The organism is Halomonas sp. IOP_14 (genome assembly GCF_021021315.1).
Lineage (GTDB): Bacteria > Pseudomonadota > Gammaproteobacteria > Pseudomonadales > Halomonadaceae > Vreelandella > Vreelandella titanicae.
The window spans coordinates 1-20,769 of the sequence record NZ_JAINWD010000061.1; the positions used below are offsets into that span (position 1 = coordinate 1).

General features: G+C 55.7%; 15 protein-coding genes and 1 pseudogene. 9 read left to right on the plus strand and 7 right to left on the minus strand.

Annotated features, from left to right (window positions below; genetic code table 11):
- Positions 1-85 precede the first annotated feature (85 nt).
- Entirely contained in the window at positions 86-1,240 is a 1,155-nt protein-coding gene (lldD, locus tag K7H09_RS23205) for an FMN-dependent L-lactate dehydrogenase LldD (protein WP_041159567.1), read from the minus strand.
- A 298-nt stretch (positions 1,241-1,538) separates the two neighbouring features.
- Between lldD and K7H09_RS23210 the strand changes: the two genes are divergently transcribed.
- Genes K7H09_RS23210 through K7H09_RS23220 form a run of 3 tightly spaced genes read left to right on the plus strand, consistent with a single transcriptional unit; the run spans position 1,539 to position 5,603 of the window.
- Complete coding sequence (locus tag K7H09_RS23210) at positions 1,539-2,312, plus strand: GntR family transcriptional regulator (protein ID WP_041159566.1); 774 nt, start codon at positions 1,539-1,541, stop codon at positions 2,310-2,312.
- Positions 2,309-4,228, plus strand: a complete 1,920-nt coding sequence (locus K7H09_RS23215; protein WP_041159565.1) for a sensor histidine kinase — start codon at positions 2,309-2,311, stop codon at positions 4,226-4,228. The genes K7H09_RS23210 and K7H09_RS23215 overlap by 4 nt, the downstream gene beginning before the upstream one ends.
- Positions 4,221-5,603 carry a sigma-54-dependent transcriptional regulator gene (locus K7H09_RS23220; protein WP_041159564.1) on the plus strand — a complete coding sequence of 461 codons (1,383 nt, stop codon included), beginning with the start codon at positions 4,221-4,223 and terminating at the stop codon, positions 5,601-5,603. Before K7H09_RS23215 ends, K7H09_RS23220 begins: the two co-directional genes overlap by 8 nt.
- Here the strand turns inward: K7H09_RS23220 and K7H09_RS23225 are convergent.
- The 3 genes from K7H09_RS23225 to K7H09_RS23235 all read right to left on the minus strand — a co-directional run bounded on the left by K7H09_RS23225 (position 5,579) and on the right by K7H09_RS23235 (position 8,314).
- Entirely contained in the window at positions 5,579-6,250 is a 672-nt protein-coding gene (locus K7H09_RS23225; RefSeq protein WP_041159563.1) for a metal-dependent hydrolase, read from the minus strand. The genes K7H09_RS23220 and K7H09_RS23225 overlap by 25 nt on opposite strands.
- Positions 6,251-6,379: 129 nt before the next feature.
- Entirely contained in the window at positions 6,380-6,925 is a 546-nt protein-coding gene (locus K7H09_RS23230) for a gamma carbonic anhydrase family protein (RefSeq protein ID WP_027958895.1), read from the minus strand.
- A 48-nt stretch (positions 6,926-6,973) separates the two neighbouring features.
- Complete coding sequence (locus tag K7H09_RS23235; protein WP_041159562.1) at positions 6,974-8,314, minus strand: sodium-dependent transporter; 1,341 nt, start codon at positions 8,312-8,314, stop codon at positions 6,974-6,976.
- A gap of 193 nt (positions 8,315-8,507) precedes the next feature.
- Between K7H09_RS23235 and prlC the strand changes: the two genes are divergently transcribed.
- From prlC to K7H09_RS23255, 4 genes are all read left to right on the plus strand, one after another.
- On the plus strand, positions 8,508-10,556 hold the full coding sequence (gene prlC / locus K7H09_RS23240; RefSeq protein WP_041159561.1) for an oligopeptidase A: 2,049 nt from the start codon (positions 8,508-8,510) through the stop codon (positions 10,554-10,556).
- 56 nt (positions 10,557-10,612) lie between these two features.
- Positions 10,613-10,864: a YheV family putative zinc ribbon protein gene (locus K7H09_RS23245; protein ID WP_041159560.1), complete on the plus strand. Its 252-nt coding sequence runs from the start codon at positions 10,613-10,615 to the stop codon at positions 10,862-10,864.
- 321 nt (positions 10,865-11,185) lie between these two features.
- Entirely contained in the window at positions 11,186-12,178 is a 993-nt protein-coding gene (locus tag K7H09_RS23250; RefSeq protein WP_041159559.1) for a TAXI family TRAP transporter solute-binding subunit, read from the plus strand.
- Positions 12,179-12,281: 103 nt separating this feature from the next.
- A complete protein-coding gene (locus tag K7H09_RS23255) occupies positions 12,282-14,483 on the plus strand; it encodes a TRAP transporter permease (RefSeq protein WP_041159558.1) in 2,202 nt (733 codons plus the stop codon).
- A gap of 100 nt (positions 14,484-14,583) precedes the next feature.
- Here K7H09_RS23255 and metF read toward each other — a convergent pair whose 3' ends face one another.
- Entirely contained in the window at positions 14,584-15,426 is an 843-nt protein-coding gene (gene metF / locus K7H09_RS23260; protein ID WP_027958901.1) for a methylenetetrahydrofolate reductase [NAD(P)H], read from the minus strand.
- Between the two features lie 142 nt (positions 15,427-15,568).
- Between metF and K7H09_RS23265 the strand changes: the two genes are divergently transcribed.
- Entirely contained in the window at positions 15,569-16,504 is a 936-nt protein-coding gene (locus K7H09_RS23265) for an AEC family transporter (RefSeq protein ID WP_027958902.1), read from the plus strand.
- Here the strand turns inward: K7H09_RS23265 and ligB are convergent.
- Positions 16,501-18,177, minus strand: coding sequence for an NAD-dependent DNA ligase LigB (gene ligB, locus K7H09_RS23270; RefSeq protein WP_230806186.1), 1,677 nt, complete (start codon positions 18,175-18,177; stop codon positions 16,501-16,503). The two genes, K7H09_RS23265 and ligB, sit on opposite strands and share 4 nt — an antisense overlap.
- A gap of 126 nt (positions 18,178-18,303) precedes the next feature.
- Positions 18,304-19,524 (minus strand): methionine adenosyltransferase, encoded by a 1,221-nt coding sequence (gene metK, locus K7H09_RS23275; protein WP_027958904.1) that lies wholly within the window; start codon positions 19,522-19,524, stop codon positions 18,304-18,306.
- Between the two features lie 254 nt (positions 19,525-19,778).
- Here metK and K7H09_RS23280 point away from each other — a divergent pair.
- Positions 19,779-20,769, plus strand: a pseudogene (locus K7H09_RS23280) (thiamine pyrophosphate-dependent enzyme); the annotation flags it as partial.

Below are 20,769 nucleotides of genomic sequence, written 5' to 3' on the forward strand. Positions count from 1 at the left end.
CGGCAGCGGATGCGTACTTTACGGATTCGCTTACGGGTTGGCAAGCGGTTTTTTAACGAGATTTATATAAAGGTGCAGGTAAAGCTCACTGGATGCCACGGATTGAATCTGGCACCAGCGAATCCGACCCAAGATCGGCTATGGTATGCGCCCCGGTGAGCGTCATTGCAACACGCATCTCCTTTTCAAATAGCTCAAGCAGATGGGAAACGCCGGACTCTCCAGCCGTGGCAAGTGCATAAATGAAGGCACGCCCTATTAATGCAGTATCCGCACCCAAGGCAATCATCCGCACAACATCGAGGCCATTACGCACGCCTGAGTCAGCCAGAATGGCCAAGTCTCCTTTGACCGCATCAGCGATAGCAGGCAAAGCACGTGCAGTAGAGGGAACCCCATCGAGCTGACGACCACCATGATTGGAAACAACGATACCATCGGCACCGAAGCGAACCGCATCACGGGCATCTTCGGGGTCAAGAATCCCCTTGATGATCATTGGGCCATCCCAGAGCTCACGAATCCACTCTAGATCCTTCCATGAAATAGCCGGATCAAAGTTGTCACCCAGCCAAGCAATATAGTCCTCAAGCTCCGTTGGCTTGCCGCGATAATCAGATACGTTACCCAGGTCATGGGGGCGACCATTAATACCGACATCCCAGGCCCAGAAAGGGTGCATTGCGGCCTGAGCCATTCGCCGCATCGATCCATACTTACCACTCATACCTGAGTGAGCATCACGATAGCGCGCACCCGGCACCGGCATATCAACCGTAAAGATCAGCGTCTTGACGCCAGCAGCTTTGGCTCGCTCCAGAACATGCTTCATAAAACCCCGGTCTTTCAGTACATAAAGCTGAAACCAGATGGGCCGATCGACTTCTGCAGCCACTTCGGCAATGGGACACACCGATACCGTCGAGAGTGTAAACGGTATACCTTTATTAGCAGCCGCCCGCGCCGCTTGAACTTCGCCACGCCTAGCGTACATACCTGTCAACCCCACAGGCGCCAGAGCAATAGGCATAGCAAGCTTTTCACCGAACAGCTCAGTCTCTAATGATAACGAAGACATATCCTTAAGCACGCGCTGACGCAGCGCTACACCAGCCAGATCCTCGACATTGCGCCGCAGCGTATGCTCAGCGTAGGAACCACCATCGGCATAATGGAAAAGAAAAGGGGGAATACGACGCTTGGCCGCTTGGCGATAGTCAGTGGAAGCTGAAATGATCATGGATAGTCCTGTGCAATAGCCCTATACAATGGATGCGCTACACACCGGCACCCCAAAGTGGAAAATTGGTTTTACCAATTGACAAAAAAACTAGCACCAACAGTAGTGAGCCGCCCTGAGCGTGTCAAACAGTGATATCACCCCTTAAGGCCCAAACCCCTTAAACTTTAGTTTAAAATCTCTATTAATGCGTTTTATTAGCGTTAAAACCTACTTCATAGGCGCTTGAGATCATACTTCAAAGATCTTAATATTGGTCTTACCAATTGCGGACGCTAATCGACATGAGCTATTCACTATGAGCTACCCCCCGCTCCGCCAGCAGCGCTTGGCCGATGTAATTACTGAACGCCTTGAAGCTATGATGCTGGAAGGCAGCCTGAAACCAGGTCAGCGCTTACCCCCCGAACGTGAATTAGCCGAACGATTTGGCGTTTCGCGCCCCTCTTTACGGGAAGCTATCCAGAAACTGGCCGCTCGTGGCTTACTTACCAGCCGCCAAGGCGGCGGCACTTTTGTTAACGACGACCTCAGCAATGGTTATACCGATCCCCTACTGGAGATGCTCTCCCGACATGGCGAGTTTAACCTAGACTTACTTGAATTCCGCGACGCCATGGAAGGCATATCCGCCTACTACGCTGCGCTGCGTTCAACACCCGCCGATAAAGCCGTACTTATTCAACGTTTTGAAGAACTCGACGGCGGTTTTGCCGGTGCCGATCCTATCCAAGAAGCGAAGCTAGATGCGGCATTTCACCTGGCAATTGCCGAAGCTGCTCACAATGTTCTACTGCTGCATACCATTCGCGGCATTTTTCACCTGCTGGAAAAGAGCATTGTAAATAACCTGGCCCATTTATTTGCCAAGGAAGGTTCACGCAGCCAGTTAATGCAACAACACCGCGCCCTACTCAATGCCATTTTGGAGGGACGCGCTGAGGATGCCCGTGCTCGCGCCCATGAGCACTTAGTGTTTGTTGAAGAAGGGTTACTGGAGATGGCGCGTGCAGAAACGCGCGCTCAGCGCGCCCTTCGTCGCGCTCAAGGCAGTAGCAAGACATCAGCATGAACAGTGCTGGCATCAATAACCAGGCGCCCCCACCTTTGCCACCACGCTGGCGGCGTCTGTGGCTGCTGGTTATTTCACTCGGCTTGCTGTTGTGCATGTGGCAGGCCGCCCAACTGGCGCGTGAACAAGCACTTTCCAACTTACAGGACGATGCAGAGAATGAGTTGCGGCTGTCTGCCGCCAACTTAAACGGCTATTTACTGCGCTACGACTACCTTCCGCAAATGCTTGCCACTCGGGAGGGCGTTCAGCGCTTTTTGGCCTCTCCCGATAGCCAAGACCCGATGCCACTCAATATGCTGCTGGATCGCTTCCGCTTTACTGCGGGAGTTTCAGACGTCTATTTACTCAATCGCGATGGCGACACGATCGCCGCCAGTAATTGGCACCGCCCTAACACCTTTATTGGCCAGAACTATGCTTTCCGCTCCTACTACACCGATGCCATTGCCGGAGGCCAGGGACGTTTTTTTGGTTTGGGCATCAAATCCCTTGAAAGGGGTTACTACTTTTCATCGCCCGTATGGCTAGACGACACCTCGCCAGACGCACAGCCAGACGGCGTGCTAGTGGTTAAAGTGCTGTTAGATGACGTTGAAGATAGCTGGGCAGAGCAGGATGCCGAACTCTTTGTTACTGATAGTGACGACATCATTTTCATGGCCAGCCACCCCGAGCTGCGCATGAATGCGCTCTACCCACTCACCGATGAGCAGCGCCAAGCCCTAAGAGAAACGCGTCGCTATGCCATGGAGCCGTTGTCACCCTCGGGTATTGAAGTCGATGCGCCTTACCGGCAGGGAAGCCAGCTGGTCAGTTTCTCCCAAGGCCCATTGAGCAGCAGCGACTATCTTAGTCTGACCCGACATATTCCTGAGTTTGGCTGGCAAATGCATATTTTAAAGCCGCTAACACCGGTGATTAGCGCTCAGTGGATAGCTGCCCTGATGGCAGGCGGCCTCTACGGCGTGGTTACTCTTGGCGCTGGCATTGGCTGGCAGCGCTTGAGGCTACGCCGTGAGCGTGAAGCGTTTGCCGAACGGGAGCGCAACACCTTGGCACGCGTGCGTGACGAACTAGAAGTTAGCGTAGAACGCCGCACCCGCGATCTGGTAGCCAGCAACCAACGTCTTTCGGATGAAATTGAAGAGCGCCGCCGCGCTGAAGCCAACTTACGCCAAACCCAGGATGAGCTTATTCAAGCCGCCAAACTCGCTGTTTTGGGGCAGCTCGCCGCGGGCATCAACCATGAGCTTAATCAACCCCTGGCGGCTATTCGTGCTTACGCAGAAAACGCCCGTCGCTTTATGACATTAGCTCGCCACGAAAAAGCGGATGCTAACCTAGAACAAATTGTTGAACTGACCGAACGTATGGCGGACATCAGCGCGCAGTTGCGCCAGTTTTCGCGTAAGAGCAGCGAGCGCCAGGAAACTATTTCGGTACAAGCCTGCATCGACTACGCTCTACGCCTGTTTCAAAGCCGCCTGCGTGAAGGCAATATCACTATTGTTCAGGATTGGCCTGCTGAAACTTTATGGGTTAAAGGTGACCTGGTGCGCCTGGAACAGGTGCTGGTTAATTTAATCGGCAATGCGCTGCAGGCCATGAAAGGCGTACCTGCGCCACAACTTACTCTCGGCGCCCATATCCACCAGCAGCAGGTCATTATTAGCGTTAGCGATAATGGCCCAGGCATTCCCGAGGAGCACTTAGGACATATTTTTGAACCCTTTTTTACCACCAAGGCGCCGGGGAGTGGCTTAGGCTTGGGCCTCTCGATCTCGTCACGGATCATGGACGATTTAGGCGGCAAGCTGCAGGCAACTAATCAACCCGAAGGTGGCGCTCGCTTCACCATTACCCTGCCCCACTCACCGTTAGCCCACACCCAGGAGAACTCCTCTTATGCATGAGCCGTCGACGCTGCCGGTCATGGTGATCGACGACGAACCGCATCTGCGGATCACCGCCAGCCAAACCCTAGAACTTGCGGGCTATACGCCCTACTGCTTTGAGTCAGCAGAACAAGCCCTGGCGGCACTAACGCCAAACTTTCCGGGTGTTATTGTCAGTGATATCCGCATGCCGGGAATGGATGGCATGGCGCTACTCCATGAGCTACACAGCCGAGACGCCACTCTGCCGATTATTTTAATTACTGGGCACGGCGATATTTCTACGGCCGTAGAAGCCATGCGCGCAGGGGCCTGGGATTTTCTCGAGAAGCCCTTTGCCGGTGATCAACTGCTAGATGTGGTGCGTCGGGGCATAGAGAAGCGCCAGCTCAGCTTGGAAAACCACCGCCTTAAAGCCGAACTGGAAGTGCAGCAAGCCGCGCTTGGGCCACGCTTAGTTGGTCGCACAGCGGTCATTTCGCGGCTGGCCGCAATGATTCAGCGCATTAGCCAAGTAGAGGCCGATGTACTGCTATTTGGGGAGACCGGCACCGGCAAAGACCTCGTGGCCCGTGCGATTCACGAGCGCAGCGCCCGACGTAATAGCCCCTTTATGGCAATCAACTGTGGTGCAGTGCCCGAAAACACCATTGAGTCCGAGCTGTTCGGCCATGAAAAAGGCGCCTTCACGGGTGCCGTTGAGCGGCGGATCGGCAAGTTTGAACACGCTAACGGCGGCACGGTGTTTTTGGATGAGATCGAATCGATGCCCATGGCGCTGCAAGTCAAACTGCTGCGGGTACTGCAAGAGCGCAGCGTAGAACGACTGGGCGCCAATGAAACGGTTCCACTCGATATTAGGGTAATAGCAGCCACCAAGGTGGATCTCAAAGCCGCCTCCGAAGAGGGGAGTTTTCGCGAAGACCTTTACTACCGGCTAAACGTGGTCACCCTGCCGCTGCCTGCGCTGCGCGAGCGGCGTGAGGATATCCCCTTGCTGTTTCAGCACTTTGCCGTGGTCGCTGCCAACCGCAGCGGCCTGGAGGCACCGACCCTCGATAGCCCCGCCATTGCCGCCCTACTGGCCCATGATTGGCCCGGCAACGTGCGCGAGCTGCGCAACCTTGCCGAGCGCTACGTGCTACTGGGCGCCGCCTTTGACTATCGTCTGGATGCACTGCTGGAAGGGGTCAATGCCGACACCGAAGAGCCTACTTTACCGCGCCAGGTAGAGCTGTTTGAAAAGAGCCTGATCAGCCAATCATTGGCGCGTTACCATGGACGGGTAACCGACGTATGTCGCCACTTGGGCATTCCGCGCAAAACCTTTTACGACAAACTTAAAAAACACGGCCTCAATGCCGACGACTATCGCCACAGCAGCGAGCCGTGATGCAGTAAATCACCCAATACCGACCAAGGCGGCGCCCAAGGTATCAGCGTTAATGTGGCAATCAACATTAGTAGGTTGGACATGGGCCGCCGACTGTCGCCTAGCTTGAGCGCCGTACCAAACGAGCGCTTAAGCCTCGCGCCTTCAAGGTCAACGCTGTATATCTCATCCAAACTCAAGTGGATCAAAAACCCTACTAAGGTGGCCGCACCGTGAGACCACGCTAGCCACGCTGGTTGGCTGAGCAAATTAAAACTTAACGCGGCGGTGAGCAGGCTGCATAGCCCGCCCGCTAGCAGTGAATGCCAAATACCGCGGTGCACGGTAAAACGCGAGAACAGCACCCCCGCCAAATAGCGCACACAGAAGTAGATTCCGCCACAGGCAATCAACAACGCGCCCGGCGTGAGCCATGGCTGTAACAACAAGGCGCCTAATACCAAGGCGGGCACCGAAAGCAGATTGAATATCAAACGGATAGAGTGGGAACGGTCAGCATCAATGTCGGGCAAAATGCCGCCAAAGGTGACTAATGCAATCATCACCAGCGCTTGGGAGGGTGGCCACCACTGGCCTTTCCAACCTACGTAAGCTATCAGCATGCCGCCCGCCGCTGCCACCGTAATATGCGTGCGAAAATTAGCCATGACGCGGCATCCCAAAGTCTGCAAAACAGAAAACTGTATAAATTAACAGACTTTTAGTGTTCGCGACATGACTAATTTAAGAAAAAAGGTTGGCTTAGCAATCGCTTAGGGAAAGCTTAGAAAAAGTCGCTAGCGGGTGACTTCGGCCAGAAAGCGGTCTTTCAATTTAACGTAGTTACCTGCGGTATAGGGAAAGAAAGCACGCTCTTTGTCTTTGAGTGGTCGCATCGCTTTGGCGGGGTTACCGGCATACACATAGCCACTCTCCAAATGCTTACCCGGCGTTACCACGGCGCCTGCGGCAATAATGACCTCGTCCTCAACGACCGCGCCATCCATTACAATCGCGCCCATCCCTACCAGGATCCGACTTCCCAAGGTGCAGCCATGCAGTATCGCTTTATGGCCGATGGTCACATCATCGCCAATGGTGAGCGGAAACCCCTCCGGACTAAAATCACTGGCGTGGGTAATATGTAGCACGCTGCCGTCCTGCACGCTGGTACGCGCACCGATACGAATACGGTGCATATCGCCACGGATAACCGTCATCGGCCAGACAGAGCAGTCGTCACCCATCACCACATCACCAATGACCACACTGGCCGGATCAATATAAACGCGCTCACCCAATTGGGGTTCCATACCTTGATAGGGCCTTAATGCACTACTCATAACTCGCTCCTAGGGTTGTTGGATAGCTTAGAGAATTCAGTTACCCCACTATAGCAACCCGGCCAGCAGAACAATAAAGGTCAGCGGAATCGACACCCAGCGAATGATATTGCGCCACACCAGATAGCCACTTTCACCAATGCCTAACGCGCTCACCACTCTATCGCGAGGCATTACCCAAGCCGCAAAAACGGCTATCAATAGGCCGCCCAAAGGCAGGAAAACATCCGGCGGTATACTGCTGACAAGCTCGAAGACATTGCGTCCAAATAGCGGCCGAAATTCCGCCAGGGTTGAAAAAGAGAAGGCCGATAACAGCCCGATCAACCAGACGCTGAGCGCCACAATGGCAGTCGAGATACTGCGACGCAGCCCCAAACCCTGTAACGTTGCGACCATCGGCTCCGCGAGGTTAATGGCCGATGTCCAGGTGGCCAGTAGCAGCAGCAAGAAGAACACGCTCAGCCATACAGAGCCCCAGGGCAGCTCAGAAAACGCAATGGGCAGGGTGACAAACATTAACCCTGGGCCATCAGTGGGATCCATGCCTTGAGCAAATACCACCGAGAAAATAGCGATCCCCGCCAGTAACGCCACGCTAATATCGAGTACGGCGACTGCCACAGCGGCTTTAGGCAGGCTTTGCTCTTCCGGCATATAAGCGCCATACGCCATCAAAGCACAGGCGCCCACCGCCAAAGTAAAGAACGCGTGCCCCATGGCGTGAACCACCACCGCGGGGGTTATCGCCTCGAAAGAGGGTAAAAACAGCCACGCCAAGGCGGGGGCAAAGCCATCAGTCGTCGCGGCATAGCCCGCTAATAGCAGCAACAACAGATACAGCAGCGGCATCAGCAGGTTATTCAGCCGCTCTAACCCCTTGGCAACACCCGCCGCCACGACCGTCATGGTCATAAACAGAAATAGCGAGTGGTTGAAGATCAGCAGCCCAGGGTTGGCCAAGAAGGCTTCAAAACCGGCGCCAATCTCTGCGGCACTCGCGCCATTGAAATGGCCGTTAACAGAGGCCACCAAAAACTCAATCGACCAGCCGGACACCACCGAGTAGAAAGATAAAATGCAGAACACGGTGAACGCCCCGAATAGCCCCAACCAGCGCCAGCGAGGCGAAGCCCCCGCCTCGGCCGCCAAGACACTCAACGCTTGCATTGGCCCGCGTCGCCCAGCACGGCCAATCAGAATCTCCGCCATCATGACCGGAATACCCAGCAGCAGCACAAACGCCACATAAATCAGTAAAAACGCCGCACCGCCGTTCTCTCCGGCCACGTAAGGGAAGCGCCAGATGTTGCCTAACCCCACCGCAGCACCTGTTACCGCCAAGATAAAGGCCCGCTTCGACCCCCAGCGCTCCAGCGTTTCGCTCATCACATGCTCCTGCCATTGGTGGCATTAAAAGGCGGCAAGACTAGCAGGCGCTTGCGTGCAGGCCAAACCCTGGCATTAAACATAGTTGTTGAGGCTAACATTGAAACACAGCACCACCGCCCGCACTGTGTCATTATTATTGCGCGTTTTGCGCTCACTAACGGTTTTTAAAACGATGCCAATCGAGGTGCCCATGTCCACCAATCCGCTGCTTGAAACGCACGCGCTGCCCCCCTTTGCTGAGATTCGCGCCGAGCACGTGGAGCCTGCCGTGGAGACGCTGCTAAGCGAAAGCCGAGAGGCCATTGATCGCCTCGCCGAGCAGGCAGCCGCTACCCCGCCTACCTGGGACACTTTTGCAGCGCCCCTTGAAGCGGTGAATGATCGGCTCACCAAGGCGTGGTCACCGGTTTCGCACCTCAATGGCACCATGAACTCGCCGGAAATGCGCGAAGCGTATCAGGCATGCCTTGGGAAGCTCTCCGACTTCGGCACCTGGGTAGGCCAGCACGAAGGGTTGTTTCGTGGCTGGCAAGCATTGAAAGATGGCCCGGCCTGGAAGCACCTGGATGCCGCACAGCGGCGCACCGTGGAGAACGCCCTACGCGATTTCCGCCTTGCCGGTGTTGATCTTCCTGCTGACCAGAAAGCCCGCTACGGCGAGATTCAGTCGCGGCTCTCACTGCTGTCAAATCAGTTCTCCAATAACGTGCTGGATGCTACCCAGGCATGGCACAAGGACATCGATAGCCAAGAGACGTTAGCGGGGGTGCCGGAAAGTGCTCTCGACACCTTAAAAGCCACCGCCGAGGCGAAAGGCGTTGCGGGCTACCGTATTACCCTGGATTTCCCCAGCTTCTTCCCGGTGGTTAGCTATGCCGATAACCGCGAGCTGCGCCGGGAGGTCTATACCGCTTTTGTTACCCGTGCGTCTGATGAAGGCCCAGATGCGGGCAAATTCGATAACGCGGCGATCATGGAAGAGATCCTGGCACTGCGCAATGAAATGGCCCAATTGCTCGGCTTTGCCACCTATGCCGATTACTCTCTCACCACCAAAATGGCGGAATCTCCCGAGCAGGTGCTCGATTTTCTCAACGACTTAGCCCGCCGTGCGTTGCCTCAGGCGAAGGAGGAGTTTGCAGAACTCAGTGCTTATGCCCGAGAAGAACTCGGCCTAGAGACGCTGGAACCGTGGGATGTTGCCTATGCCAGCGAAAAACTACGCGAAGCGCGCCACTCGATCTCCCAGGAGCAATTACGCCCCTATTTTCCAGCACCCCAGGTAATCGATGGCTTGTTTCAGGTGGTTGAACGCCTTTACGGCGTGCGCTTTGAAGAAGATACCCAAGCACCCCGCTATCATGATGACGTGCGCTATTTCCGCATCACCGAAAACGACCAACCCATTGCCGGTTTCTATCTGGATCTCTACGCCCGCGAAGGTAAGCGTGGCGGTGCCTGGATGGCCGATTGCCGGGTGCGTCGTCAAACCGAGCAGGGTCTGCAACTGCCCGTCGCCTTCCTGACCTGCAACTTTACTGCCCCGGTAAACGGCCGCCCGGCACTGCTCACCCACGACGAAGTCACCACGCTATTCCATGAGTTTGGCCATGGCCTCCACCATATGCTGACCCAGCAGCAGATCGCCGATATTTCCGGCATTAACGGCGTCGCTTGGGATGCCGTCGAGCTGCCCAGCCAGTTTATGGAAAACTACTGCTGGGAGCGTGAAGGCTTAGATCTACTCGCCAAACACGTGGATAGTGGTGAACCGCTGCCAGCAGAGCTGCTTGAGCGCCTGCAGGCAGCCAAGAATTTCCAGTCAGCCATGGGTATGATGCGCCAAATCGAGTTCTCGCTATTCGATCTACGTCTGCACCATGAATTAAGTGCTCCCAGCGCCAGCGACGTGCAAGCCTTGTTAGATGAGGTGCGTGAAGCAGTGTCGGTGCTGCCAAAAGTGCCGTTCAACCGCTTCCAAAATAGTTTTGGCCACGTGTTTGCCGGTGGCTATGCGGCTGGTTACTACAGCTACAAGTGGGCTGAAGTGCTCTCGGCGGACGCCTGGAGCGCCTTTGAAGAGACCGGTATTTTCGATCCTGAAACGGGCCAGCGCTTTCGTCGCGAAATCCTAGAGCAGGGTGGCGCCCGCGATGCAGCCGACCTGTTTGTCGCCTTTCGAGGCCGAGAGCCGAGCGTCGAACCGCTACTGCGCCATAGCGGCATTCGCGCTGCTTAAATCTGCAAAACCTATGCGCGCCCTCCACTTAGGGGGCGCGCTCTTGGAGTCTAATGATGTCTAGTGTGAAACGCTTTATCGCCGGTGTTACTTGCCCGCGCTGCGCGGCGATGGATCGGATCCGAGCCTGGGAGCAAAACGGTATTCGCTACCGAGAATGCGTCAGTTGCGATTTCTTCGAGCAACTTCCCATTGAAGAGGACGCGCTTACCGAAATGACCACTCGGGTCAACCAGGTACGTGAAGATCAGAAGCAGCAGGATGTGCAACCCGTACGTATTTTGGATCCAGGTAAACCCTCGCGTTAACCTCCACCCCGCCAAGGATGGCGTACTCATGCTTTCCTTACCGCCCCACAAGCCGATAGACTACAGGCAACATAATTTATGTGCGGTTATCCGCACACTAAATAGCCATCGTCGTGCGAACAATCGGACACTATGACAAAAAGTGCTTTCCACCAAAGTTGAATAAAAAATTCATAAGCATCTGATTTAAAAATCATAACCTTTAAATGGCACAACTATCGCTGTTATATACCTTGGATATCCTGCTTAACGCAGTATCGACTGGCCGCATTGATCGACGCTGCCAGTATATAACCCCAATAACAGCTAGGAATTTTCGCCATGCGCAAACATATGCCTAAAACGTTCACTCTTCTCGCCAGCAGCGCTCTGCTTGTAGCCGCTGCCAGCAGTGCCCAAGCGCAAGCAGACCGCTCCGATTGGCCCGATAACTTTACCGTGGGCACCGCTAGCCAAGGCGGCACTTACTTTGTCTACGGTTCAGGCTGGGCCAACTTTATCGCTGATGAGCTGGGTGTATCTGGCGGTGGTGAAGTCACCGGTGGCCCGACTCAAAACCTGGCACTGGTGCACACAGGCGATATGGCATTTGGCTTAACCACCATGGGCCCCGCTTCTGATGCCGTTAAAGGTGAAAGCCCGCTGGCGCCTGGAATGAAGATGGACAATGTATGCGCCATGTTCCCCATGTACGAAACGCCATTCTCCATTACCGCGCTTTCTGACAGCGGTATTGAGTCAATTTCCGACATTCCTGATGGCGCGCGCATCGGTTTTGGCCCGGCTGCCTCAACCTCTGACACCTACTTCCCAGCGATTCTAGAAACCCTAGGCGTTGACTTTGAGCGCCGCAACGGCGGCTGGTCAGACCTGGGCGGTCAGTTGCAGGATGGTCTGCTTGACGTTGTTGCCTTCGCTGCCGGCATTCCGATTCCCGCCGTTAGCCAGTTGGAAGTACAAACTGACGTCAACATCATTGAGTTTAATGAAGAAGAGCTGGCCACAGTGCTGGAAAACTTCCCCGTTGCTGAGTTTATGATCCCAGCTAGCACTTATGAAACACTCGAAGATGACGCGCGCGCCGTCTCCATGTGGAACTTCGCTATTGCAGGCTGTGATCTACCGGAAGACTTCGTTTATGAAGTCACCAAAGCCACCATGGAAAACAATGACCGCATGCAATCTGTACATCGCAGCGCGGCGACTACCATCCCAGAAAATATCAAGCACAACACCGTACTACCGTTCCACCCCGGCGCTGCACGCTGGTACGAAGAGAACGGCTATGAAATTGCTGATGACATGATCAACTAAGCAACGTTTACCGTTCTGGCTGCCCCGTTTCCGGCCCCGCTGGACGGGGCAGCTTTCGCTGCTGCTACCCCTTTGTCTGCTTTTGCTGTGAGGGTGAACTCTAATGAGTCACAAAACCGACCAAGAATCCAATGATCTCCAGGATGATGCCCATGCGGCATCAGTGATACCAGAGTCCATTGCCGACGGTGTCGATGAAGACGTTGTTGAACCCAATCGCCGTCTGTTTACAGGCTGGCAGTTCGTACTATTTGCGGCATTAGCGATCGCTTACTCAAGTTTCCATCTGATTTCACTCAACGTGTATCCGATGGAAACCTGGTCGTTTCGTATCGTGCATATTGCCGGTGCGCTTATTCTCGGTTACGGGCTCTTTTCCGGTGCTCGTTTTGCCGACGACGATCATCAGGCGTCAGGTGCCTGGATCAAATGGCTTAGCTACGCGTTACTAATTCCCGCCGCCTATACGCTGGCGCAAGTGTTTGTGATGTACCAGACGCTTAGCGGCGGTGCCATGCGCATCGATCCGAACATTGAGAACTGGCACTACGGCTATCCGCTAATGGCGACAACGGCGACGGCTATTGTGCTGTCATGGTTTTATCGTCAGGCACAGCACCGCTTCAATCCTGCCGATTTGGTACTGATGGTCTGCGCGCTGGCCAGCGCTGGCTATTTACTGGTGGCGTATAACACCAATATCCGTATGTCTACAGGCACCTCTTTTGCGCCAGCCGGTATTTCCTGGGCGGCCATCGCGGGCTCTCTGCTGATTCTGGAGCTTACCCGCCGTGTCGCAGGCCTAGCGTTGGTGGTGATCTCCGCGGTTTTCCTGACTTACGTATTCGCCGGCCCGTATTTGCCAGGCTTTTTAGGCTATCCGGGGCTGTCACTCCAGCGCTTCTTTAGTCAGGTGTATACCGACGCCGGTATTCTCGGCCCCACCACCGCAGTGTCGTCGACCTATATTATTCTGTTCATTATTTTTGCCGCTTTCCTGCAGGCCTCTAAAGTCGGCGACTACTTCGTTAACTTTGCTTTTGCCGCCGCTGGCCGTGCCCGTGGTGGCCCTGCCAAGGTAGCGATTTTTGCCTCTGGCTTGATGGGGATGATTAACGGCACGTCAGCGGGTAACGTGGTTTCCACCGGCTCATTGACTATTCCCTTGATGAAGAAAGTCGGCTACCCCGCGCGAAGCGCTGGCGCCATTGAAGCCGCGGCTTCAACCGGTGGGCAAATCATGCCGCCAATCATGGGTGCTGGCGCGTTCATCATGGCTGAAGTGACCGGTATTCCGTATACCGAAATTGCTCTGGCCGCCGTCATTCCGGCGATTCTGTATTTTGCCTCTATCTACTTTATGGTCGACTTTGAAGCCGCCCGAAAAGGCATGCGAGGCATGCGCAAAGATGAGATCCCTCTGTTCTCGAAGCTGGTCAAGCAGGTCTATCTGTTCGCGCCGATTATTATTCTGATAGTCGCCCTGTTTATGGGCTACTCGGTGATTCGCGCGGGCACCTTGGCAACCGCTTCAGCCGCTGTGGTGAGCTGGATTTCTCCCAACAAGATGGGCTTTCGCGCGATTCTAAAAGCACTGCAGATTGCGGGCACCATGTCGATTCAGATTATCGCCGTGTGCGCCTGTGCAGGCCTGATCGTTGGGGTCATCTCACTGACAGGTGTTGGCGCGCGCTTCTCCTCGCTGTTGCTAGGCCTCGCCGGTGTTAGCCAACTGCTAGCGCTTGTGTTTGCCATGCTGATCAGTATTTTACTCGGCATGGGTATGCCTACTACTGCTGCCTATGCGGTGGCCGCTTCCGTGGTCGCTCCCGGCTTGATCAATATCGGCATTGAGCCGCTGATTGCTCACTTCTTTGTGTTCTATTTTGCGGTCGTCTCCGCGATTACCCCCCCTGTTGCCTTGGCCTCCTATGCCGCGGCCGGTATCTCCGGCGACAACCCCATGGGCACCTCGGTGGCCTCGTTCAAGATTGGCTTGGCCGCGTTCATTGTGCCGTTTATGTTCTTCTACAGCCCGGCCATGCTGATGGAAGGCTCACCGATGCAGATCCTGCGCGTTGGGTTAACTGCAACGCTGGGCATTGTGCTGCTTTCAGGCATGGTACAGAAATGGTTCTTTGGCCCCGTTAACCTAGTGCAGCGTGTCGTCATGCTGGTAGGCGCGCTGTTTTTAATCTACGGCGGTATCTATACCGACATTGCCGGCCTTGCGATTGGTATCGTGCTATTCATGATGCAGCGTAAGGTGAACGGCGGTGGTAGCAAAACGGCGCAAGCTGGCTGATTGGTTTAAGCCGCTAAACGCTAAGCGTAAAAAAACCCTGCTCAACAATGGTTGAGCAGGGTTTTTAATGGGCACAAGGTAAGCAAATAAAGCGGCTTGGTTAACCAGCCAGGTTATCGACGATTCTCAGCACCGGCGCCGCCTGGTTAAGCGTGTAGAAGTGCAGGCCTGGCGCGCCGCCCTCCAGCAATCGCTGGCAAAGACGGCTCACTACATCGGTGCCAAAGGCAGCAATCGCTTCGCTGTCGTCGCCATAGGACTCCAGCTGCTTGCGAATCCAGCGCGGGATCTCGGCTCCACAGGCGTCAGAGAAACGCGCCAGCTTGGTGTAGTTGGTAATCGGCATGATACCGGGAATAATCGGCTGCTCGACGCCCAGCGCGCGGGCTTTATCAACGAAGTTGAAATAGGCGTCAGCGGTGAAGAAGTACTGGGTGATGGCCATATTGGCGCCCGCCTTCATTTTACGCGCAAAGTTTTCCACATCCTTATCAAGATTAGGCGCCTGTGGATGAGATTCAGGGTAAGCAGCCACTGCGATGTCGAAATGGTCGCCCGTCTCCGCGCGAATAAACTCAACCAGTTCGTTGGCATAACGTAGCTCACCAATGCTTCCCATACCTGAGGGCATATCACCACGCAGCGCGACGAGGCTCTCGACCCCTTCCTCGCGGTACTGCGCCAGCAGATCACGCAACTGCGCTTTTTCACTGCCAATGCAGGAGAGATGCGGGGCGGTATTAATACCACTTTCACCGACCGCACGCACCACCTCACGGGTACGCGCTTGGGTAGACCCACCAGCACCGTAAGTAACTGAGAAAAAACGTGGTTTTCGGGCGGCCAGTTCATCGCGAACGTGGATCAGCTTGTCGCGCCCAGCATCGGTACTGGGCGGAAAGAATTCAAAGCTGATACCTAGCGGATGCTCATGGCTGCTCATGGGGTTTCCTTATTAGTGATCAAAAGTGATGATATTTTGAGGTATTCTCGCTGTTCCAGCGCGCTGGGGCTAATGAAAGATTCCACGCTTGGCCTTTAATTCGGCTCATGTTAGCGGGCCACCACATACGACGGGAGGATAAATGGATCTTGCACCTGGGGCGCTCGTTGGGCCGCTACTCATGCTACTCAGCTACGTGGGGCTAGGCTGGCTCGCCGCCCAACGACTCAAGCTAGATCCTCGCCCGATTGCGACGCTGCTGGTTTACCTGATAGCGCCTTTTACGATTTTTCGCGCGCTGATGAACGGCGGCCCAACACCTGACTACCTCTTACTCACATTAGCACTGTTCATTCTGGCAAGCCTGATGGCACTGGTGGTACAGCGTATTACTCGCCACCGTTTTGGTGAACAGGAGGCTGCTCTGCTGGCGTTCTCCTCAGGAACGGGTAATACCGGCTATTTCGGCCTACCGATTGCGCTGATTTTGCTCCCCCCTGAAGGCGTTACTCTTTACCTGTTCTGTATGCTGGGGATTAATATTTACGAATTCACCGTGGGCTTTTACCTTAGCGCACGCGGACGTTTTTCCGTACGTGAGAGTTTGATCAAAATTTCTCGCTTACCGCTTATCTATGCGTTCCTATTCGCGTTACTGCTTAGCGCCCTTGAAATAACCATACCCGTTGCAGTAATGAGTTCGCTGCAAGTCTTCCCCGCCACCTACACACTGCTGGGCATGATGATTATTGGCATGACGCTTAGCCAAGTAACGCTTGCCGCCTGGGATTCACGCTTTGTAGCCGCCTGCCTGGGTCTTCGCTACCTGCTCTGGCCGCTCGTTATGTTGGGGGCCGCTTTAATACTACAGTGGGCGGCACCTCTTTCCACGGAGCTGGCCATGGCGCTGCTGTTGATAGGCGTGGTACCCATGGCTTCCAACGTAGTGGTGGTGGCCATGGAGCTGGGCATTCAACCGCAAAAAGGCGCATTAGCGGTGCTGGTGACGACACTGCTCGCGCCGCTGCTGATTCCGCTTTATCTGGGTTTGATGCTGCGTCTCACAGGACTAGGCTAAAAACCAGCCACACCTGCTTCGTTAAGCTGTCGAGCCATGTGTTGTATCTCGGGGTGGCTAAAAAATGCTACCAGCGCGTCAGCGCGAACCGGGCCAACGCCGGGAACGGCTTGCCACTGTGCGCGCTGGTAGCCCGCTAGCTCATCCCAATCCCCGCGAACCGACTCGCTACCTGGCGGCGCCCCCAGCGCGCTTAACCAGGCCGAAAACGACTTGCCCTTGGCGACTTGAAACTGTTCCAGTAACGTTTCAGCGGTCGCCTCACCAATGCCGTAGGCCTGTTGCAGCTGGCGCGGTTCGACATCCAGCCAGTCCAGTAAATGCGTGACTACGCCCGCATCCATTAGCGCTTGCCAAGTACCTTCACCGATACCCTGCATACCAAGCTGCTCGCCAAGGTAGCTAAGCCGCGCCAGCAATTGATCATCGCAGCCGGGCGTTAATTCAAAGCAGCTCAGCAGGTTAAAGCGCTGGGGTGAAGGCGGTGTCAGCGGCGAGCGCTCCTGAGTGTGCCACACCACCTCGGTTAACTGGGGAATCGTTAATCCCGCTAGCGAAATCGCCACTTGGTCACCGGGACGAACATCCAGTGACTCCCAGCGCTCCAGTGAGCCTAACGAGACGCGGCTAATACGCCGCCCCTCTAGCAGCACCGGATTAAGCCACACCAGCGGCGTCACACGCCCAGTGCGCCCAACACGAAACTCAATGCCGCGCACTTCCGCTAGCGCCTGCTGGGCGGGATATTTCCAGGCAATGGCCCATTCAGGCGGTGATGATGACCAGCGGCGTACACCGGGTCGCTCGGCTTGCTTAATCACCACCCCGTCGGTGGCAAACGGCAACGGCCCGTTAAACCAACTATCGCGCCAATAACCGGCATCATGGCGGTCATCCAGTGGATGAGTGTAGTCAGCGCTATCAAAGCCCAGTTCACTTAGCCGTGCTAAACGTTCCTGCATTGCGGTAGGGCCATCGGGCCAGCCCCAGACAAACAGGCCAATACGCTCAAGGGTGGCCGCTGTGGGGGAGGATTGCGCCATTGCTCCCGCCACGGCACCCCGTGCACCCGATGCGGGTGAACGCGACTGCACGTGTTGGGTTAACCGCCAATACAGCTCGCCTTGGAGCACTGCAGAAATAGGCTCGGGTAGCGTATTGGGAATGGCAGGTATCTGTTGGGCACGGACTGTCCAGTCCTGGCCCCGCTCGCCGTCGCCACGGCTAACGGCTTCGACCAGTTCGCCATTTTCATAGCGCAACGTAATCGCCACGCCGTCCACTTTGGGCTGGATCCACAGGTCTTCGCGGCGGCTGGTAAAACGTCTGACGCCATCGTCATCGGCTTTATCAAGCCCACGCTGCGCAGCCGGATGCTCAAGAGTGCCGCTGCTACGTGTAACGCGTGTAAGCGGGCGATGGTCCGGTACAGTGCCCAGGCAACGCTGCCAAGTGGCTAGGCGCTCAACCGCTTGGTCGTAAAGGGCATCATCGATCAGCGCGGCGCCCTCGTTATGGTAGGCAGTGTCCCAGCGGTGAACCTGCTCAGCCAGCGCCTTGCTTTCGCGGCTTAGGCGCTCCTCCGGCCAATCAGGGCATTGGGCAGCCTGTGCGGAAAAAGTGACAAGCCAGATAAGGCTACCCAATAGCCAAGTTCGTACACTCAACAACATTGCTTACCCCCGCGGTAACACATCAGCTTTTAGGCTTAGCCTAACGCAACGGACATAAAAAAAGCCCCTCGGCCGAAGCCAAAGGGGCGATTTAATCCATTTCTTACAAACGGTGTAGCGAATCTCTTACAAACCGGCGGCCTTACGCAGTGCTTCAGCCTTATCAATCTTTTCCCACGGGAAGGCGGTAAAGGTTTCGGTATGCGCTTGGCCTTTATCATCGTTCCAGGTGTAGCTGTGCTCGAACGGTGCCCGGCCAAAGTGGCCGTAAGCGGCGGTGAGCTGATACATCGGGTGCAGCAGGTCAAGCATTTTGGTGATCGCGTAGGGGCGCAGATCAAAGTGCTCGCGAACCAGTGCAACGATCTTGGCATCGTCAATTTTACCGGTGCCGAAGGTATCGATGGAGACCGACGTCGGCTCGGCAACGCCAATCGCGTAGGAGACCTGAATCTCACACTTGTCAGCCAGGCCTGAGGCCACCACATTCTTGGCCACATAGCGGCCCGCATAGGCAGCGCTGCGATCCACTTTAGAGGGGTCTTTGCCCGAGAACGCACCACCACCGTGGCGTGCCATGCCGCCATAGGTGTCGACGATAATTTTACGTCCAGTCAGCCCACAATCACCTACCGGGCCGCCAATCACGAATTTGCCGGTCGGGTTGATATGGTACTGGGTGCTGTCATCCAACCACTCAGCGGGGATCACCTGCTCGATGACCTCGCGCTTGATCATTTTGCGCAGGTCTTCCTGATCAATATCTGGGTCGTGCTGGGTAGAGAGAACGATGGCATCGACACCGCAGGGCTGGCCTTCGGCGTTATAGCGGAAGGTTACCTGACTCTTGGCATCCGGGCGTAGCCACGGCAACAGGCCATTTTTACGCAGTTCGGCCTGACGTTCGACCAGCCGGTGAGAGTAGTGGATCGGTGCCGGCATAAAAGAGTCGGTTTCGTTAGTCGCGTAGCCAAACATCAAGCCCTGGTCGCCAGCGCCCTGATCTTCCGGTTTGCTGCGGTCAACGCCTTGGGCAATCTCGACACTCTGCTTGCCAATCAGGTTAACCACGCCGCAGGTCGCGCCGTCAAAGCCCACGTCGGACGAGTTATAGCCAATGCTGATAATCACATCACGCACGAGGGTTTCTAAATCGACCCAGGCGGAGGTGGTAATTTCACCGGCAATGATCGCCACCCCGGTTTTCACCATGGTTTCACAGGCAACGCGGGCCTGTTTATCGCGGGCGATAATGGCATCTAGCACTGCGTCAGAGATCTGATCGGCAATCTTATCGGGATGACCTTCGGAGACGGACTCGGAGGTAAACAGGGAATATTCGCTCATCGCGCACTCTACCCTCTGTATGACGGCTGTATTTAATCCACAGCATCAGCAGGAAATCATGGCAGGTGTCCCCTGCCCGTATTAGTGAAGCGATAGCATTACTTTTCTACCGCGTCGGGAGGCAGAGTCTACACGCTGTCGGCGATGCTTCCCAGAACGTGATCCCCAGAATTTGCCGCTACATTTGCCGCAACATGGGAAGTCAGCGACAATAGCGCCTTTATAATTTCTGTTTTCAGGCGAGGAGCACCCCCATGCCGTCCCGTTTTGAGCTAGCCAATGCCATTCGCGCCCTGTCCATGGATGCCGTTCAGAAGGCCAAATCCGGCCACCCGGGCGCCCCCATGGGTATGGCTGATATCGCCGAGGTGCTATGGAATGACTACCTCAAGCACAACCCCGAAGACCCCAAGTGGGCCGATCGTGACCGCTTTGTGCTCTCCAATGGCCACGGCTCCATGCTGCTTTACTCGCTGCTCCACCTCAGCGGCTACGAGCTAAGCCTGGAACAGCTGCAGAATTTCCGCCAGCTGCATTCGCCCACCGCGGGCCACCCGGAATTCGGCTACGCGCCCGGCATTGAAACCACCACTGGCCCACTGGGTCAGGGTTTTGCCAATGCCGTGGGCTTTGCCATCGCGGAAAAAACTCTGGCGGCGCAGTTTAACCGCCCCGGCCACACCATCGTCGATCACCACACATGGTGCTTTGTAGGTGACGGCTGCTTAATGGAAGGTATCTCCCACGAAGCGGCCTCGCTGGCCGGTACCCAGCAGTTGGGTAAGCTGATCACTGTATACGACGATAACGGCATCTCCATTGATGGCGAAGTGGAAGGCTGGTTCACCGACGATACCGCCAAGCGTTTTGAAGCTTACGGCTGGCACGTGGTGCCCAATGTGGATGGCCACAAGCCTGAAGAGGTTAAAGCCGCTATTGAGCTGGCCAAGAGCCACGACGATAAGCCGAGCCTGATTATCTGCAAGACCATCATTGGCTTTGGTGCCCCCAACAAGCAGGGCAAGGAAGACGCCCACGGCGCCCCCTTAGGCGACGACGAAGTGGCCCTGGCACGCACTCAGCTCGACTGGCCCCATGCGCCCTTCCATATTCCCGAGCCGATCTACTCCGCCTGGGATGCCCGTGAAGCGGGCAAAGCGGCTCAGCAGGCGTGGGACGCGCGGTTTGCCCGCTACGCGGAAGCCTTCCCCACAGAAGCGCGGGAGTTCACCCGCCGGATGAAAC

Excerpts from the sequence above, each read along its gene's own strand:
- lldD (WP_041159567.1), bottom strand. The coding sequence starts at position 1,240 with ATGATCATTTCAGCTTCCACTGACTATCGCCAAGCGGCCAAGCGTCGT.
- K7H09_RS23210 (WP_041159566.1), top strand. The coding sequence starts at position 1,539 with ATGAGCTACCCCCCGCTCCGCCAGCAGCGCTTGGCCGATGTAATTACT.
- K7H09_RS23215 (WP_041159565.1), top strand. The coding sequence starts at position 2,309 with ATGAACAGTGCTGGCATCAATAACCAGGCGCCCCCACCTTTGCCACCA.
- K7H09_RS23220 (WP_041159564.1), top strand. The coding sequence starts at position 4,221 with ATGCATGAGCCGTCGACGCTGCCGGTCATGGTGATCGACGACGAACCG.
- K7H09_RS23225 (WP_041159563.1), bottom strand. The coding sequence starts at position 6,250 with ATGGCTAATTTTCGCACGCATATTACGGTGGCAGCGGCGGGCGGCATG.
- K7H09_RS23230 (WP_027958895.1), bottom strand. The coding sequence starts at position 6,925 with ATGAGTAGTGCATTAAGGCCCTATCAAGGTATGGAACCCCAATTGGGT.
- K7H09_RS23235 (WP_041159562.1), bottom strand. The coding sequence starts at position 8,314 with ATGAGCGAAACGCTGGAGCGCTGGGGGTCGAAGCGGGCCTTTATCTTG.
- prlC (WP_041159561.1), top strand. The coding sequence starts at position 8,508 with ATGTCCACCAATCCGCTGCTTGAAACGCACGCGCTGCCCCCCTTTGCT.
- K7H09_RS23245 (WP_041159560.1), top strand. The coding sequence starts at position 10,613 with ATGTCTAGTGTGAAACGCTTTATCGCCGGTGTTACTTGCCCGCGCTGC.
- K7H09_RS23250 (WP_041159559.1), top strand. The coding sequence starts at position 11,186 with ATGCGCAAACATATGCCTAAAACGTTCACTCTTCTCGCCAGCAGCGCT.
- K7H09_RS23255 (WP_041159558.1), top strand. The coding sequence starts at position 12,282 with ATGAGTCACAAAACCGACCAAGAATCCAATGATCTCCAGGATGATGCC.
- metF (WP_027958901.1), bottom strand. The coding sequence starts at position 15,426 with ATGAGCAGCCATGAGCATCCGCTAGGTATCAGCTTTGAATTCTTTCCG.
- K7H09_RS23265 (WP_027958902.1), top strand. The coding sequence starts at position 15,569 with ATGGATCTTGCACCTGGGGCGCTCGTTGGGCCGCTACTCATGCTACTC.
- ligB (WP_230806186.1), bottom strand. The coding sequence starts at position 18,177 with ATGTTGTTGAGTGTACGAACTTGGCTATTGGGTAGCCTTATCTGGCTT.
- metK (WP_027958904.1), bottom strand. The coding sequence starts at position 19,524 with ATGAGCGAATATTCCCTGTTTACCTCCGAGTCCGTCTCCGAAGGTCAT.